Annotated in this window: 15 protein-coding genes; 11 read left to right on the forward strand and 4 right to left on the reverse strand. The window is 59.3% G+C overall.

Annotated features, from left to right (window positions below):
* From GXY01S_RS14590 to GXY01S_RS14610, 5 genes are all read left to right on the forward strand, one after another.
* On the forward strand, positions 1 to 918 hold a 918-nt coding region (locus tag GXY01S_RS14590), incomplete at its 5' end, for a PQQ-dependent sugar dehydrogenase (RefSeq protein ID WP_061276262.1).
* 229 nt (positions 919 to 1,147) lie between these two features.
* The gene (locus GXY01S_RS14595) at positions 1,148 to 1,747 is read left to right on the forward strand and encodes a CatB-related O-acetyltransferase (RefSeq protein WP_061276264.1); all 600 of its coding nucleotides are present in this window, start codon (positions 1,148 to 1,150) and stop codon (positions 1,745 to 1,747) included.
* Positions 1,748 to 2,076: 329 nt separating this feature from the next.
* Entirely contained in the window at positions 2,077 to 3,297 is a 1,221-nt protein-coding gene (locus tag GXY01S_RS14600; RefSeq protein WP_061276266.1) for an efflux RND transporter periplasmic adaptor subunit, read from the forward strand.
* Positions 3,275 to 6,379, forward strand: a complete 3,105-nt coding sequence (locus tag GXY01S_RS14605; protein ID WP_061276268.1) for an efflux RND transporter permease subunit — start codon at positions 3,275 to 3,277, stop codon at positions 6,377 to 6,379. The genes GXY01S_RS14600 and GXY01S_RS14605 overlap by 23 nt, the downstream gene beginning before the upstream one ends.
* Entirely contained in the window at positions 6,376 to 7,797 is a 1,422-nt protein-coding gene (locus tag GXY01S_RS14610) for an efflux transporter outer membrane subunit (RefSeq protein WP_061276270.1), read from the forward strand. Before GXY01S_RS14605 ends, GXY01S_RS14610 begins: the two co-directional genes overlap by 4 nt.
* A gap of 88 nt (positions 7,798 to 7,885) precedes the next feature.
* Here the strand turns inward: GXY01S_RS14610 and GXY01S_RS14615 are convergent, their stop codons facing one another.
* Positions 7,886 to 8,572, reverse strand: a complete 687-nt coding sequence (locus GXY01S_RS14615) for a TetR/AcrR family transcriptional regulator (protein WP_061276272.1) — start codon at positions 8,570 to 8,572, stop codon at positions 7,886 to 7,888.
* Positions 8,573 to 8,899: 327 nt separating this feature from the next.
* Here GXY01S_RS14615 and GXY01S_RS14620 point away from each other — a divergent pair, with 327 nt between their 5' ends.
* Both GXY01S_RS14620 and GXY01S_RS14625 read left to right on the forward strand, forming a co-directional pair.
* Positions 8,900 to 9,154: a hypothetical protein gene (locus GXY01S_RS14620; RefSeq protein ID WP_019087674.1), complete on the forward strand. Its 255-nt coding sequence runs from the start codon at positions 8,900 to 8,902 to the stop codon at positions 9,152 to 9,154.
* A gap of 27 nt (positions 9,155 to 9,181) precedes the next feature.
* Positions 9,182 to 9,691 carry a DUF1269 domain-containing protein gene (locus tag GXY01S_RS14625; protein WP_061276274.1) on the forward strand — a complete coding sequence of 170 codons (510 nt, stop codon included), beginning with the start codon at positions 9,182 to 9,184 and terminating at the stop codon, positions 9,689 to 9,691.
* Positions 9,692 to 9,947: 256 nt separating this feature from the next.
* Here the strand turns inward: GXY01S_RS14625 and GXY01S_RS14630 are convergent, their stop codons facing one another.
* Positions 9,948 to 10,556 carry a TetR/AcrR family transcriptional regulator gene (locus tag GXY01S_RS14630; protein ID WP_061276276.1) on the reverse strand — a complete coding sequence of 203 codons (609 nt, stop codon included), beginning with the start codon at positions 10,554 to 10,556 and terminating at the stop codon, positions 9,948 to 9,950.
* Between the two features lie 100 nt (positions 10,557 to 10,656).
* Here GXY01S_RS14630 and GXY01S_RS14635 point away from each other — a divergent pair, with 100 nt between their 5' ends.
* Both GXY01S_RS14635 and GXY01S_RS14640 read left to right on the forward strand, forming a co-directional pair.
* The gene (locus GXY01S_RS14635; RefSeq protein WP_061276278.1) at positions 10,657 to 12,063 is read left to right on the forward strand and encodes a coniferyl aldehyde dehydrogenase; all 1,407 of its coding nucleotides are present in this window, start codon (positions 10,657 to 10,659) and stop codon (positions 12,061 to 12,063) included.
* Complete coding sequence (locus GXY01S_RS14640) at positions 12,060 to 12,731, forward strand: NAD(P)H-binding protein (protein ID WP_061276280.1); 672 nt, start codon at positions 12,060 to 12,062, stop codon at positions 12,729 to 12,731. The genes GXY01S_RS14635 and GXY01S_RS14640 overlap by 4 nt, the downstream gene beginning before the upstream one ends.
* Positions 12,732 to 13,143: 412 nt before the next feature.
* Here GXY01S_RS14640 and GXY01S_RS14650 read toward each other — a convergent pair whose 3' ends face one another.
* Positions 13,144 to 13,395: an antitoxin gene (locus GXY01S_RS14650; RefSeq protein WP_061276282.1), complete on the reverse strand. Its 252-nt coding sequence runs from the start codon at positions 13,393 to 13,395 to the stop codon at positions 13,144 to 13,146.
* A gap of 420 nt (positions 13,396 to 13,815) precedes the next feature.
* On the opposite strand from GXY01S_RS14650, the gene GXY01S_RS18700 reads away from it, so the two are divergent.
* On the forward strand, positions 13,816 to 13,989 hold the full coding sequence (locus GXY01S_RS18700) for a hypothetical protein (protein ID WP_174520980.1): 174 nt from the start codon (positions 13,816 to 13,818) through the stop codon (positions 13,987 to 13,989).
* A gap of 276 nt (positions 13,990 to 14,265) precedes the next feature.
* Here the strand turns inward: GXY01S_RS18700 and GXY01S_RS14655 are convergent, their stop codons facing one another.
* The gene (locus tag GXY01S_RS14655; RefSeq protein ID WP_061276284.1) at positions 14,266 to 15,543 is read right to left on the reverse strand and encodes a hypothetical protein; all 1,278 of its coding nucleotides are present in this window, start codon (positions 15,541 to 15,543) and stop codon (positions 14,266 to 14,268) included.
* A 299-nt stretch (positions 15,544 to 15,842) separates the two neighbouring features.
* Between GXY01S_RS14655 and GXY01S_RS17415 the strand changes: the two genes are divergently transcribed.
* Positions 15,843 to 16,066, forward strand: a 224-nt coding sequence (locus GXY01S_RS17415) for a heavy metal-binding domain-containing protein (RefSeq protein WP_255210455.1), incomplete at its 3' end; no start/stop codon positions are given.

The following is a 16,066-nucleotide window of genomic DNA, read 5'->3' on the forward strand; positions in this document are numbered from 1 at the left end:
ACCAAGGGCGATGGGTCAGCGGATACCCGCACGGTGTTCCTCGACCATCTCTATTCGCCTTTCGGCATGGTGCTGGTGGGCAATGATCTTTACGTCGCCAATGCCAACGCAATCCTTCGTTTTCCCTATCATGACGGCGACACGCGGATTGATGCGCCGGGAACCAAGGTTGTGGATCTGCCGGCGGGCTACAACCATCACTGGACGAAAAACCTGCTCGCCAGCCCGGACGGACGCTTCCTGTATGTGACCGTCGGGTCCAACAGCAATGTTGCCGATAACGGGATGGACGTCGAAGAGGGGCGGGCCCGGATCGACCGGCTCGATCTGGTCACGGGAAAGCTGGCACCCTATGCAACCGGGCTGCGCAACCCGAACGGCCTGGCCTTTGAGCCGGAGAGCGGCGCCCTGTGGGTTGTGGTCAACGAGCGCGATGAAATCGGCAGCGACCTCGTCCCCGACTACATCACGTCGGTCAAGGAAGGCGCATTCTATGGCTGGCCTTACAGCTATTACGGCCAGCACGTTGATACACGGGTCTCGCCGCAGCGACCGGACCTTGTGGCGCAGGCGATCGCGCCGGATTACGCGCTTGGCCCGCATGCGGCCTCCCTCGGCATGACCTTCTCCCAGGATGCCACCAGGCTTCCAGATGCCTGGCGCCACGGGATGTTCGTGGCACAGCATGGATCGTGGAACCGGCGGCCCAAGAGTGGCTACAAGGTCATCTATGTACCGTTCGCCGATGGGAAGCCGTCCGGCACGCCGGTTGATGTGCTTACGGGTTTCCTGACACCGGACGAAGCGCATGTGCATGGTCGACCGGTCGGCCTCGCGATTGACAGGTCGGGCGCATTGCTGGTGGCAGACGATGTGGGTGGTGTCATATGGCGTGTGTGGGGTAACGCCGCCGAATGAAGGGGGTGCAGACCGGTCATACCTGGCTCATTTCTTTTGGATCGGTTCTGAGATGACATATGAAGAGGGGCTGGAACTGATCAGGAAGGAATAAAGAGGTGGATAGCGCTTCATATATCTCGTTCTTAACAAGTCCACTATGGCAAGGCAGTTGATTCCTGTGACCGATGTGCAAAAACACATATCGACAGCCGCTTAACCTCAACCATGACGGGAGAAAGCTGCCCCGATGTATTACGGCAAGAATGCCTTTTCGCTGCTCCTACGCTACACGCTTGCCCACGAGATCGAGGAATGGGGCTGGGAGATCGGGGACCATACGTACGGCGCGAAGGGTTCTCCTATCGTCATAGAGGCCGAATATGCAGGTCTGAAGATCGGTAAATACTGCTCCATTGCCCGCGAGGTGCTGATGATCCTGGGCAACCACCGCCCGGACACGATCACCACCTATCCTTTCAAGAACCAGTGCAATTTCTGGCCAGAAGCAGCTGATGCGTCTGATGACCATTCCACCAAGGGGGATATCGTCATCGGCAATGACGTCTGGATCGGCGCGCGGGTCAACATCATGTCAGGTGTAACCATCGGGTCTGGCGCGATCATTGCCACGGCGGCGGTGGTGACCAGGGACGTGCCGCCTTACGCCATCGTCGGCGGCAATCCGGCCCGGGTTATCAGATACCGCTTTCCCGAGAGAACCATCGAGCGGCTGCTCGCATTGGCGTGGTGGGACTGGTCAGAGGAGGTCATACGGGCTCGGATGCCGCTCCTGATGAGCGATAATATCGAGGAATTCCTGAGTGCATATGAAGGTGTTCCAGCGTAGCGCCTTCATCCCCTTCCAATAGCTTGATAGCATTGCGCCATGGGAAACGCTGAATGCCCGCCCCAATTTGTTCCTATCTGAGCTCATGTCTGAACCCGCTCATTCATGCTGGTTCATGCCAAATTGGCCGGTTTAGGGCCGAATAAGGTAAAAAAACGGATCAGCACCATATGTGTGCCTACGTAATCCCACCTGTTACCAGCGTGTTTGCAGCCAGCCGACAGTAGCACCTGTACGCCATTGCAATACGATACGGTCTCGTCTATGCAAGCCATAACGGCTGCGTCGTGCCGCTGGATTCAGGACATGACTGAGGGTGATCGGTATCCATGCAAACCAGACATACTGGCAATGAAAGCGTGGGCCATGCCCAGCCTCCATCTTTCCTGGCTACCATTCTTCATCCGGTCCTGCACAGGGAAGGCAGCCTCCCGCCGGGCCAATATCCCGCGCCCGCCGTGGAAAAATCGCGTAGCGCTCCGGGCCTGATCCTGCTCTGCCTGCTGCTTCTGCTTTCAGCCTGCCATAAGAAGGCACCGGTGGAGGAAGTCCGTCCCGTCCGCACCGTCATCGTTGAACCTGCATCCGATGCGAATGGCGAGGTGGTGACAGGACAGGTAGCCGCCCATCAGTCCATCAACCTTGCCTTCCGCCTGGCCGGCAAGGTGGTGGAGCGTTCCGTGTCCGCAGGCAGCGTCGTCCATGCGGGGGACGTGCTGGCGCGACTGGATGACACGGTGCCACAGCAGATGCTGCGCACGGCGCTGGCGGAAAACGCCACGGCAAAAGCGGCGCTGGAACAGGCTGCCCCCCTGAAGCAGCGGGCCGCAGCCCTGCTGCCGGTGGAGGCCATTTCACGCAACGATTATGACGACGCGGTGCGCCGCTACAAAACCGCGCAGGACCAGGTGCAGGCCACGCAGGCGCAGGTACGCGTGGCGCAGGAACAGCTTGGCTACACCCGCCTGATGGCGCCCGAGGACGGCATCGTGACCGACCGGCTGGTGGAAGCAGGCGAGGTGGTGGCCGCAGGCCAACCCGTGCTGCGCATGGCGGCGGATGAGGGGCTGGACGCGCAGTTCGATATGCCCGAAGCCCTGGCGCAGTCCCGTCTGGCCGTGGGCATGACCATGAAGGTATGCTTGGACGCAGCTCCTGCCACCTGCGCGCCCGCCGCGATCTATGAAATCGCGCCCGATACCGATCCGCTGACCCGTACCTATCATACCAAGGCGCTGCTGCGCGCCACGCGCGACATGATGCCGCTGGGCGCGGTGGTGACGGGGCATCTGTCCATGTCATCAGCGCCAACCGTCCATCTGCCGTCCGCCGCCCTGAGCGTGCAGGATGGCAAACCCGCCGTCTGGATCGTGGCTCCCGACACATTGCGCGTCTCCCTGCGCCCGGTCACCATCGCCCGGTATGCCACCGATGACGTGGTGATCGCATCCGGCCTGAACACCGGGGATCGGGTGGTGACGGCGGGCGTGCAGGCGCTGTATCCGCAAGAAAAGGTCAGCCTGCTGGATGAAGCCGATGTCCGCCCCTGAACCGCGCGCCCCGGGGGGCATAAACCTGTCCGACTGGTCCATCCGCCATCGTGCGCTGGTCCTGTTCTTTATGATCCTGATTGGCGTGGCCGGCATCCAGTCCTATTTCAGACTGGGCCGGAATGAAGACCCACCCTTTACCGTCAAGACCATGGTGGTGGAGGCGTTCCTGCCCGGTGCATCGGTGGAGGAAACCACCCACCAGCTGACCGAACGCATCGAGAAGAAACTGCAGGAAACGCCCGACCTCGATTACGTCAAGAGCTATACGCTGGCGGGCAAGACCACGATTTTCGTCAACCTGCTGTCCGGCGCACCCAAGGCGGAAGTGCCGGACATCTGGTACCAGGTGCGCAAGAAGGTGGGCGACATCAAGGCCCAGTTGCCGCAGGGCACGGTCGGCCCGTTCTTTGATGACGAGTTCGGCGATACCTACGGAATTATCTACGGCTTTACCGCCGACGGGTTTTCCCATCGCGACCTGCGTGACTATGTCGAGACGGTGCGCGACGCGCTGCTGCATGTGCCTGATGTCGCCAAGATCGACACGCTGGGCGCGCAGGATGAGAAGATCTATGTCGATTTTTCTACCCACCACCTGGCCCGGCTGGGCATAAACGGGGCCACGATCGCCGCCGCCCTGCTGGCGCAGAACGCCACGGTGCCATCGGGCGTGATCGATACCGGGCGCGAGCAGATACAGGTCCAGCCTACCGGGCAGTTCGGGTCGGTGCAGGACATTGCCAATGTCACGGTCTATGCCGGCAGCCGCAAGGTGCGGCTGGGGGATATCGCCACCATCACCCGCACCTATTCCGACCCGCCGCAGACCATGTTCCGCGTGGGTGGGCAGGATGCGATCGCGCTGGCGCTCAGCATGCGCAGCGGCGGCAACGTGCTGGAACTGGAAAAGAACATCACGGCCAAAATGGCCGAACTGCACGCCCGTATGCCCATCGGCATCGAGGCGCACCTTGTCGCCAACCAACCAAAAGTTGTGCATGACGCGGTCGGTGACTTTACCGAGGCGCTGTTCGAGGCCATCGCCATCGTGCTGGGGATCAGCTTCCTCAGTCTTGGCGGGCGTGCGGGCACGGTGGTGGCGTTCTGCATTCCCTTCGTGCTGGCGGTGGTGTTCGTGTGCATGAAGCTGTTCGGCATCGACCTGCAGCGCGTCTCGCTCGGAGCACTCATCATAGCACTCGGCCTACTGGTCGATGACGCCATGATTACGGTGGAGAGCATGGTCAGCAAGCTGGAGGAAGGCTGGACCCTGACGCGGGCTGCGACTTACGCTTATGTCTCGACCGCGTTCCCCATGCTGACCGGAACCCTTGTGACCGTGGCGGGATTCATCCCGGTCGGGTTCGCGAAAAGTGTGGCGGGAGAGTATACGTTCTCGCTGTTCGCCGTGGTGGGCATGGCGCTGATTGCGTCGTGGTTCGTGGCCGTTCTGGTTGCCCCGCTGGTGGGTGTGACGATCCTGAAGCAGCGCCCGGCGGCAGCGCCCCATGCCCCGCCAGAGGGGCGGCTGCTGCGCGTGTTCAGCCGGTCGCTGCTGTTCACCATGCGCCGCCCGCGTGCCACCGTGCTGGCCAGCCTTGCTGCACTGGTCGTGGCCATTGCGCTCTCGCCTCTGGTGCCCCGGCAATTCTTCCCTGCATCCGACCGGCCGGAACTGCTGGTTGACCTGTCGCTGCGGCAGGGGGCATCGATCAAGGCGACGGCGGATGTCTCGCGTCGGCTGGATGCCATCCTGCGTAATGATCCCGATATCGACCACTGGAGCTCCTATGTCGGGCGCGGGGCCGTGCGCTTTTACCTGTCGCTCAATGAACAGTTGCCCAATGACTTCTTCACCCAGACCGTCATCGTTGCCAAAAGTGCCGTGGCGCGTGACCGCCTGCGCAAACGGCTGGATGTCGCACTGAGCCGCGATCTGCCCGACGTGGTGCATGGACTGTTCCCGCTGGAACTGGGGCCGCCGGTGGGCTGGCCGGTGCAGTACCGCGTGACGGGCCGCGATCCGGACCGGGTGTGGCATTACGCGCATGACGTGGCGAAGATCATGGCCGACAGCAACCAGTTGCACATGGTCAATTTCGACTGGGGTGACCCGGCGCGCAAGCTGAAGATCGACGTGCGGCAGGATGAGGCGCATCGTCTGGGCCTGTCGTCGGGCGCCATTGCGCTGGCCATCAATTCAGCCGTGACCGGCGTTACCGCAACGCAGGTGCGTGACAGCATCTATCTGGTGGATGTGGTGCTACGCGCCAACCATGCCCAGCGCCTGTCGATCGAGGACCTGCGCAACCTCGACATCCGCCTGCCCAATGACCAGACAGTGGCATTGTCTGCCGTGGCAAGTGTTTCATACGTTGAGGATTATCCCCTGATCTGGCGGCGCGACCGTCTGCCGACGCTGACCATACAGGCGCAGCTACGCGACGGGGTGCAGGCGGATACCGCCGTTGGCACACTGGCCCCGAAAATCGCGGCATTCAATGCCAGCCTGCCATCAGGCTACCATGTCGCGGTGGGCGGCACGGTGGAGGAGAGTACGAAATCGCAGAAATCCGTCGTGGCTGTCGTCCCGCTTATGATCCTTGTCATGCTGGGCGTGCTGATGATCCAGTTGCAGGACTTCAGGCGGCTGGCGCTGGTCATCAGTGTCGCCCCGTTTGGCCTGATCGGCGTGGTCGGCGCGCTGTTCCTGACCCAGCACCCGATGGGGTTCATCGCCATGCTGGGGCTGGTGGCGTTGATTGGCATGATCATCCGCAACTCGGTCATCCTTGTCCATCAGATCCAGATCGAAAAGGATCTGGGGCAGTCGGAATGGGATGCGGTGATGAATGCCGCCAAGATCCGTTTCCGCCCCATCATGCTGACGGCTGTCGCCGCCATCCTTGGCATGCTGCCCATTGCGTCCAGCGTGTTCTGGGGGCCGATGGCCGACGTCATCATGGGCGGGCTGGCCGTGGCGACGGTGCTGACGCTGATCTTCCTGCCTTCGCTGTATGTGCTGTGGTTCAGGGTGAAGGAAACGCCATCGCCGCAGGTTGAGGGAGTCACACGATGAAACACATCCCGATCCTCCTGCTGCCCGCGCTGCTGGCAGGTTGCGCGTGGCTGGCACCCACCTATCACCGGCCACAGATGCCCATGCCCGATAAATGGGGCACGCAGCAGGCCAGAACAGTGCCCGATGGCGGCGAATGGTGGCGCAGCTATAATGACCCGGTTCTGGACGCGCTGGTGGACGAAGCGCTGAAAAACAATGACGACCTTGCTCTGGCCGGGTCAAAGCTGCAGCAGGCGCGGGCACAGTATAAATATGCCTTCGCCAACCAGTTGCCCTCCATCTCGGTGGCAGGCGCGGATGCCATGGGCCGCCTACACCTGAAGGATGAACTGCCGGTTGCGCACAAGATGAGCAACCTTGGCTTCGTGGGTGGCATGCTGAATTACGAAGCCGATTTTTGGGGCAAGAACGCGAGCCTGAGCAAAGCGGCCAAGGCAGGCGTGAAAGCGGCGGGTTACGGGCACGAGGCCGCCCTGCTGTCCATCGCAGCCGCCACCGCCAAGCTGTATTTCAGCCTGCGCGCGCTGGACCGGCAACGCGAGATCCTGCAACAGACCATCGAGACCCAGACAGCGCTCCTTGCCTTGGTGCAGCGCCAGCATGAGGTGGGCGCGGTGGACGCGCTGGTAGTGCAGAACGTGACCGAGCAGCGCGACGCGGCACAGGCCGCCTTGCCGGATGTGGAGGACCAGCGGGGCAAGGCGGAAAGTGCTCTGGCCGTCATGCTGGGCCGCGCGCCCCAGCAGATCATCGGACAGGCGATGGAGCGCGGCAAAAACATTGACCAACTGACCATTCCCATCCCGACCCCGCCCGAAATCCCGTCCACCCTGCTTGAACGCAGGCCCGACATCGCCATGCATGAACAGACGCTGATCGCCAGCAACTTCAATATCGGCTTTGCGCGCGCAGCCTATTTCCCCACCATCTCGCTGGCCAGCCTGGCGGGGGTGAACAACATTGATATCGACAACCTGTATCGCGCCACCACGCGGTCATGGACGCTGGCGGCCTCGATGGCGGCCCCGGTGATGGATTTTGGCCGCACGGCCAGTGGCGTCAAGCTGGCACGGGCCGAGAAGAACGAGCAGGTCACCCTGTATAAACAGAGCATCCGCACCGCTTTCAAGGAGGTGCATGACGCCCTGCTTGAACAGAACAATGCCCACGCACGCGAACAGGGTGACGGGGACAAGGAAACAGCGGCCGAAAAAAACGTGGAACTGACGCAGTTGCGACTGGAACACGGCTATTCCAGCAGGCTGGATGTGCTCTCTGCACAGGTGCTGGCCCAGCAGGCGGAACTGGCGCATACGACTGCGCTCCTGTCCAGCCTTGATGCATCGGTTGATATGTACAGGGCAATAGGGGGCGGGTTTGACACCAGGGTCCCACAGGACAGGAAACAGAAATAACGGCGGGGCAGGGGGCCAGCTTTTTAACCGGGCACGGATCAGGCGGCCCACGTCCCGCTACGGGTCCGTGCATGCTCCCTTGTACTTGTTACCGGCCCTTCTTGCCGGACGGGCCGGGAGCAGGGGCGGCCAGTATGCCCGTCATGAAGGCACGCCAGGCGTGGTCGAGATAGTCGTCACGCTCCTTTGCCGTCGTCAGGATCCTGCGTCCGAACAGCATCTGCTGGTGGGGACCGCCAAGACAGAGCGTGGCAAGCATCTGGCTGGTTTCCTCCAGATTGCAATCCGCCTTCAGCAGGCCCGCCCGGGAGACAGCGGTCAGGAGCTTGCAGGCCAGTTTTTCCAGCGGGTCAAAGATATGCGCACCGGCATGGTTCACCAGGTCCGGGAAACGCCATCCTTCACCGATGAAGGTGCGGCTCAGCGAAAGCGTTTCAGGGCTGAGGATCAGGTCAAGCAGCATCCGCATGGTTTTGTACAGCGCTTGCAGCGGATCGCTGGATACCATTTCGTCTGAAGGGGAGGCGGCGAGGAGGAAGCTGTTCCCCAGTTCGGCAATGACGGTCTTGAACAGGTTTTCCTTGGATGGGTGCCGCCGGTAGATGGTCTGCTTGCCCACTCCCGCCACGGCCGCGATCTGTTCGACCGATGTGGCGGCGTAGCCCTGTTCCCCAAACAGTCGGGTGGCGGTTTTCAGGATCAGGGCATCCAGTTCTTCCGACATGCGGCTGTCGGGCCGACCTGAATTTTTCCTCTTTCTGTCCTGATCCGCCATTTGACCTCCTGTGAGCAGTTTCTCCCGATTATAGGGGACGAAACCGTCTCGCAAGGGCTTTTGACAGGATCGGCATCTCACCCGGGGCAGAAGAGGCACCATCATATCGGCCCGAATTCCGTGAATACAGGCGCGCGTGGAACAGATACATGCGGTGTTCAATATTGAGTTCCAATCTGTGTGAAATCCAGCGCCACGCCACTGCTTGCGTAAGTCAATCAAGGCTACCCCGCCTCGTGAGGAATTGTTGACGGACAGATGGGAACGGAATAAGACGGCACCGCCTCGTCTCGAGCGCGACAACGACATATGAAGGATCATGTAATCATGGCAGCAGACCTGAATCTGGAGCAGACAGTGCGTGACGCATCGCGGACGCTGCAGGATCACGCGGAACACGTATTTTCACGGCACTCCGATCGTGTTGAGAAGCAGTTGAAGGAGCAGATCAGCGCCCTTCAGTCTCAACTGGAAACGCATGAGCAGGCACGGCATGCATCACATCTGCGGTTCTATCTTACGGTTGCCGGGGTCATCGCTCTTTCGGCGCTGGTTCATTTCCGCCACCGCAAGGCGAAGTAATCCTGCCCACTAATGATGGAATAATTCATGTCAGATCTTATTGTTATCGGTTTTGACACCGAAGATGGTGCCACTGCTGCCCGTACCGAGTGCGCGGCACTGGAAAAAGAATATCTGATCGACCTTGCGGATGCCGTGGTTGTCCGTCGCACCAGCGACGGCAAAGTGCATCTGGATCAGTCGGTCAATCTGACGGCCCTGGGTTTTTCGGGCGGTCTTGCGACGGGTGCGTTCTGGGGCACGCTGCTCGGCCTGATTTTCCTCAACCCGCTGGCAGGCTTCGTGGCAGGGAGCATGACCGGCGCTGGCGTGGGCACGCTGGAGGGCCACTTCAGTGACTACGGAATCAGCGATGATTTCATCCGGGAGGTGGGCCAGCAGCTCAGGAACGGCACATCGGCACTGTTCATTCTGGTGCGCAAGGCACAGCCTGAAAAGGTCGTCAGTGAGTTCCACAAGCTGGGCGGACATCCCCATATTATGCAAACATCACTTTCTCCTGAAGCTGATGCGAAACTGCGCAGCCTGATTGGCTGAAATCGTAATCGTCCTACGCTTCCAGTCTCAGGCTGGACGCGTAGGACTGGCCTGTCTGATCCATGGCATCCTGTCCGGGTGTGACAGTACATCTTCACAAGGGGCCATCCTTCATGGCGATGTGGCGAGGACGTGTCGCATACAAGTTGCAGAACGGGCTGTGGCGCGCGCCGACTTCGGCCATCTGCAAGTCAAAAAGGCCGCAGCGTACTACGACAGGTTGGATGTATGCTTGAACAGCACGGTGTTAGCCCAATCAGTCGGTGCAGCACATGCCATCCAGCAACACGTCCAGTGCAGCCGGAACCGGGGTTGACCCGACCTTCTCTTCAAGCAGTTGATGACTGATCGCCAGCATGGCCAGGCCATGCACCTGCGCCCAACCTGCCGCCGCCAGGGCACTGACGGCAACCGGCCGGAAGCTTCCATCGCGTTGTCCCCTTTCCAGAAGCCCCAGAAGAATCCCGAAGGTCTTCATGGCCGCGTCATGCAGTGACGGATCTATCGTCTTGTCGGCATCGGAACTGAACATCAGCCGATAAAGACCGGGATTTTGACACGCAAATCCAATACAGGCCTGCGCCGCAGCCATGAATTGCGCGCGCGTGGAAGGCAGCCCCAAAGACATGGCCTCTGTCATGTTCTCTCCAAGTCTGACGAAACCGATCCGCGCCAGTTCCCGCAACAGCATCTCGCGATCCCGAAAATGCTTGTAAGGGGCTGCGTGGCTGACACCCGTGCGTCGCGCCACTTCCCGCAGGGTGAACGCCCAGTTCTGGTCTGTGGCCAGCATGTCCAGCGCCGTGTCGATCAGGGCGCGGCGCAGGTCGCCGTGATGGTAGGGGCGGTCCTTGGTTTCACTCATTCGTGAGGTCCATGTTTACACAAGAAACTTTTATTGACACTAGATCGTCATGCTCCATATTCTGCCTGCATAAGTTTCTCCTGTAAACATGGAGGACGCGATGTCCGATGTTACGCCCGCTGACCTGAACCGTATTCTCGACCGCCAGCGCGCCGCGTTCCTGAATGCCGGGCCACCCGGCCTAAAACAGCGGCGGACCAATCTGCGCCGCCTGAAAGCTGAAATCCTGAAGCGGCGCACAGAGATCGTGCGCGCCCTGAAAACGGATTTTGGCCAGCGGTCGGAACGCGAAAGCGCCATTGTGGAACTGATCCCGCTGGTGCAGTCGATCAATTACATGATCGCGCATCTGGGGTGCTGGATGAAACCGGAACGTCGCCACGTATCGGCCTATTTCCAGTGTGGTCGCGCCTGGGTGGTCCGGCAGCCAGTGGGCGTCGTGGGCATTATTGCGCCGTGGAATTATCCGGTCTCCCTTGCTCTCGTGCCCTTGGCAACAGCGATTGCCGCCGGCAACCGGGCCATGCTCAAACCGTCGGAATTTACACCGGCTACATCGGCAGTGATTGGCGAGATCGTTCAGGCTGCCTTTCCAGCGGAACAGGTTTCTGTCGTAACCGGCGGTGGCGAAGTGGGCGCCGCGTTCTCGGCCCTGCCTTTCGATCATATCCTGTTCACGGGTAGCACGGCAGTCGGAAAGAAGGTCGCCGAGGCAGCAGCGCGCAATCTGACCCCGGTCACGCTTGAACTGGGCGGCAAGTCTCCCGTGGTGATCGCGCCCGGTTTTTCCATGCAGCGGGTGGCGGACCGCGTGGCGTTCGGCAAGCTGACCAATGCCGGGCAGACCTGCGTCGCGCCGGATTATGTGTTGGTTCATGAAGGCGACAGGGACGCTTTTGCCGCAGCCTATCAGGATGCCGTGAAAAAGCTGCATCCGGGCGGTTACGCCGGGTCGCCTGATTATACGGCCATTCTCAACACGCATCATTACGAGCGCCTGAGCGGTCTGGTCCGTGATGCCGAGGAGCATGGTGCGCAGGTCATCCGGATGGGGAGCGATTCAGCCGCCAGCCATGTCCTTGCGCCGGTTCTCATACTGGACGTCAGACCTGAACTGGCGGTCATGCAGGAGGAGATTTTCGGACCCATCCTGCCTGTGTTGACCTACAGGAACCTTGATGAAGCGATTGCTTTCATCAACGCCCGTCCCCGGCCTCTGGCCCTGTATTATTTTGGCGACAGCCGCGTTGAACGCGACAGGGTGTTGAAGAACACGATTTCAGGAAACGTGACGATCAATGGTACATTGATGCATTATGTGCAGGACGATCTGCCGTTTGGCGGTGTGGGGGACAGTGGGATCGGCGCGTATCATGGAAAGGAAGGCTTCATGGCACTTACACATGCCCGTGGGGTGTACAGACAGGGGCGTTTCAATGCGGCAACACTGCTTCAGCCGCCATTCGGCAAACTAACCGACGTCATCACCAATCTGATCCTGCGATGACGACGCGCGTTCTGCTCATCGGAGGCACCGGTCTCATCGGGCGTTCTGTCGATGCGGACCTTACCAAGTGGCCTGATACCGTCGTCACCAGCCTGACGCGTCGGAAATCATCTTGCTCCGATCATGTCATTGATTTCGAACGCCTGTACGCGGCGCCCGAGGTGACGTTACGGACCGTCGCCCCAACTGGCGCTGACGTGGCGATTTCCTGCCTGGGCACCACAATTCGTGCCGCTGGATCGCAGACGGCCATGTTCCGCGTAGATCATGACTATGTCCTCGCTTTTGCTACAGCGGCACATGCGCTTGGCGCACGTCAATTCATTCTCGTTTCTTCCGTGGGGGCGGGCGGTCCCGGTTTTTACCTCAGGACCAAAGGCGAGATCGAGCGCGACATCAGGGCGCTCGGTTTCAGCCGCGTGGACATCCTGCGTCCCGGCATGTTGCTGGGTCACCGTGCAGAGGCACGACCGATGGAGGCGATCGGTCAGCGGCTGGCGGCGGCGCTGGCACCGTTCATGATCGGCAGGCTTGCTGGATATGGCGCGATTGACGCGAAAACTGTCGCGAAGGCGATTGCCGGGCTTGTGGGGCAGGTGGCAGATGGATGCCGGACATATGACAATGCGGACCTGCATCGGATCGCCGGTCAAACTCCCAACTCATAAGATGATCCGGTTCGGAACCACTGGGATCAGGAATTAAGCAGGCAGGCAGCACTTGCCTCTTCCCGGACGTAGGGCTCGGCAATCTGCGTTCCCGAAAGCAGACGTCAGATCATAACCTGCCTGCCAAGCGGGTCAGAAGATCCATGCGCTCGTGTAGAATGGCCACGACCAAGGCTGGCGCACCCTCACGCGGTAGACAGAAAATGTAGTGATGGTCGACCTGCACCATTCTCAACCCAGGACACAGCGTACTCATATCCTTGAAAGCGCTATGACCTTCGACGAGACTGATAAATGCCTTGCTCCAGAACGGCGACATATCGACGAACCTGAGCGTCTCCCCACTGTTTTGTTGTGTAACGGATGACTGTACGCACATCAGCTTCCGCTGCTTCAGTAAGGATGTAACTTTTCAAGCGTGCTTCTCGTTGAGTTCCTCACTAAGGATCGCACTGACGCTCTTTGAGCTTACCTTGCCGTCAAGACCTTCCTGAACGCGGGCTCTAAGAAGATTTTTAAGTTCCTGCCACGCATGGTCAGTATCAAGATTATCAGGGAGCAAGCGCTCAAGGGCATACTGTTTGATCGTCTTGTCCTGTAGCGCCGCCAGTGCTTTCAGGCTCTGGTGCTGCTGATCCGTCATATCAATGATCAGTCGGCTCATGATATATCTCTCCCATGAAGCACAAACCAACATTAGCACATATGTGGGCGAGATGCGAGGAAAAGGCGGCTGCCGCCTTCATTCGAGACATTAAGGATACTGAGATGTGAACGGAAAAGTGGATTTTTGCCGTCTCGATTTCAGTTAGCGCTTACTCTACATGAAATTGTTCGGCGTTTCCTTTGCGAGCATCAATTCCAGAGAACGAAGAACTCTTTCCTCCTCGTCATCTGAAACTGAAATAAGCATCATTAGATGATGCTCCTGTCGCAATGACGGAAGCAGAACGATGGCGGGACGACAGGCAGGTCAGGTGGTGCTGAGTCCGCAGGCGCGGACGTTTCCTGAAGGGCAGGCCCAGCGACACCAGGACCGGACGGCGGCGCGACAGGTGCGCAGTGTGTTCTCAGCCTTGCTGCGGTGCATATAAGCATCGGCTGCCTGACGGGCGATGATGAGACGGCCATCATGTTCGGGTACGGGTTGTGCCGAGACGACCGAAAACCATTGCGCGACGGCAGCGGCCGACTGGCCAATATCGTCTACAACATGCGCCGCTTTCTGTTTCTGGAGCGGATCAGCGCCGCCGCGTAGAAAACCAGCCTATAATGCTCCCCGTTCTGCCCCAGGCACAGAGCGAAAGTCATTACCCAGAACCATCAATACTTGCTCGTTAAGCCCAAAATCAGGACATAATGCCTTCAATCAACGGTTCTTCGATCTCTCCACCTGGTAGTATAACAGGACCGCTCCCGGTTCCGATAAGCGGACATCGTATGGCAAAAGACGTTCGGGACAGAGAGGGAAGCTGCCCCGATTTCTCTGCCCGCTCTGAAACAGATATTGTACCGCTCATTGCTGTCATCAACATCACGCTGGGGTAAGAAGATGGGATATTGCCTGAATAGGCTTCATCCCATGACCAAAACGCTCGATTGCCTCACGATCCTTCTCAAGCGCCCCACAAGGCAGATACCGGACTTTCAGGTCGGCAATCCTGCTGAAGGCCGGCCGCTTCAACTGTTCCCGCACATCGGCTTCCCGCTTGTCCGGCGCAACAAGGAACAGGCCCTCCAGGGCCTGCGCCTCTGACCCGAGAGCAAGATCCAGCATCCGCACGATACCGGAATAGATGGTCGTTGAATGTTCGACCTCGAATGCTGCAACAATCCTGCGGCTTTCTTGGTCCAGCCACAGGACATCGATCAGGCGCACGGATTCCGCTCCCTGCGTTTCTGTCGTGAACCCTGGCAACACCGACAGGCAGCCATCTCCCAATTTACCGTCCTGCCATGGACGACTGCGGTCATTGGCCGCAATCCAGACATCATACCCCAGGGAAAGCCCCAGATCACGAAGCCAGCCCTGAATCTCGGTATGGGTATGATCCGTTTCCCGCTCCGCGGCGAGGATCCGGGCTTCTTTCGCGCTCTGCTCCCTTACCTGATGGAGATCGGCTTCCCAAAGCTTTCGCGCGGTTTCGTCATCCTCGAGAGGTGGCGCTGTATAGCGTCCGCTACCGAGGTCAAACAGCAGTCCTCCGATGGCGCCCAGATCATTGGAAAGCAGTGAACGATAGGTCGCATTCAGCTTCAGGATTCCCTGCCGCATGGCGAGATACTCTTCCCATCGCCCCAGTTTCACCTTCGATCCGGTCAGAGCGTTATAGCCCTTCACGATCGCCGTGTTGAACGGCGGCATGATTGTCGGATGCAGAAAATACAGCAGATTGGCCACGGCTGGTCCCAGTCCCTTTATCTTGCGAGCATCAATCGCATGAATGGCCGAAACCACGTACTCTTCAGTATTGCAGCACAGACAGGTATCGAGAAGCTGACCGAACGCTTTCTGGTTGACGGGATTCTCGTAGATATCTGGAATTCGTAGCTTTGGCTTCCAAAGGAACGCATGATCTGCCCCCTTGAAAATCTGACGCTGCTCCGCAATCGAATGGACAACTGTTTCCAGTGAGGAGCCACGATAGGCGACCCCGAACGTACCAGCGGCAATCTCGGTGACAACCTGCTGCAGCCCCCTGCGGATGGAGCGAAAGTTCTTGATACGCTCGTCCCATAAAAACCAGCTCTGATAGGTCGCTGCCGGATCGTCCCGCCAGCGAAGAATGAGGTCTCGAATAAGGTCGGTCATCAGTCCAGAAGCTAAGATTACGTTCATTCCAGACACTGATTGTAACAGCGACGTAGGTCAATGCCTGCTGACGATCATGTAATCGCTGAATGTATGCTCTTTTTGGGGATCACCGGTATGCGGGCAACTGTCTCGACAAAGTGGTCGTTTCATTGTCTGTGCTGTGACATGGTTTCAATGCCTGTTCCATCGCAGTCTGAAATTCAGCCGCTTCCATCGGGGAAACACGCATGACGGATACCAGACAGGATGATCGGCAGATGATGGTGCCCAGAACCGTACATGATCCGGTCTGTGGCATGAGTGTGAATACTGTGACAGCAAAATTTCACACGCTGCATGATGGGCACGATTATTATTTTTGTAGTGAACACTGCCAGCGGAAATTCGGGGCAGACCCCGCAGCTTTCGTGGCGGACGAGGCGTCCATTACCCATGACCAGTCCCTGGCAGGCCAGACGGCGTGGACCTGTCCGATGCACCCGGAAATCAGGGAAACGCATCCGGGAAAATGCCCTAATAC

Origin of the sequence: Komagataeibacter xylinus NBRC 15237 (genome assembly GCF_001571345.1) — a bacterium.
GTDB lineage: Bacteria > Pseudomonadota > Alphaproteobacteria > Acetobacterales > Acetobacteraceae > Komagataeibacter > Komagataeibacter xylinus.

Bases quoted from the DNA above. Each gene is read 5' to 3' on its own strand.
- GXY01S_RS14595 (WP_061276264.1), top strand. From the start codon at position 1,148: ATGTATTACGGCAAGAATGCCTTTTCGCTGCTCCTACGCTACACGCTT.
- GXY01S_RS14600 (WP_061276266.1), top strand. From the start codon at position 2,077: ATGCAAACCAGACATACTGGCAATGAAAGCGTGGGCCATGCCCAGCCT.
- GXY01S_RS14605 (WP_061276268.1), top strand. From the start codon at position 3,275: ATGAAGCCGATGTCCGCCCCTGAACCGCGCGCCCCGGGGGGCATAAAC.
- GXY01S_RS14610 (WP_061276270.1), top strand. From the start codon at position 6,376: ATGAAACACATCCCGATCCTCCTGCTGCCCGCGCTGCTGGCAGGTTGC.
- GXY01S_RS14615 (WP_061276272.1), bottom strand. From the start codon at position 8,572: ATGGCGGATCAGGACAGAAAGAGGAAAAATTCAGGTCGGCCCGACAGC.
- GXY01S_RS14620 (WP_019087674.1), top strand. From the start codon at position 8,900: ATGGCAGCAGACCTGAATCTGGAGCAGACAGTGCGTGACGCATCGCGG.
- GXY01S_RS14625 (WP_061276274.1), top strand. From the start codon at position 9,182: ATGTCAGATCTTATTGTTATCGGTTTTGACACCGAAGATGGTGCCACT.
- GXY01S_RS14630 (WP_061276276.1), bottom strand. From the start codon at position 10,556: ATGAGTGAAACCAAGGACCGCCCCTACCATCACGGCGACCTGCGCCGC.
- GXY01S_RS14635 (WP_061276278.1), top strand. From the start codon at position 10,657: ATGTCCGATGTTACGCCCGCTGACCTGAACCGTATTCTCGACCGCCAG.
- GXY01S_RS14640 (WP_061276280.1), top strand. From the start codon at position 12,060: ATGACGACGCGCGTTCTGCTCATCGGAGGCACCGGTCTCATCGGGCGT.
- GXY01S_RS14650 (WP_061276282.1), bottom strand. From the start codon at position 13,395: ATGAGCCGACTGATCATTGATATGACGGATCAGCAGCACCAGAGCCTG.
- GXY01S_RS14655 (WP_061276284.1), bottom strand. From the start codon at position 15,543: ATGACCGACCTTATTCGAGACCTCATTCTTCGCTGGCGGGACGATCCG.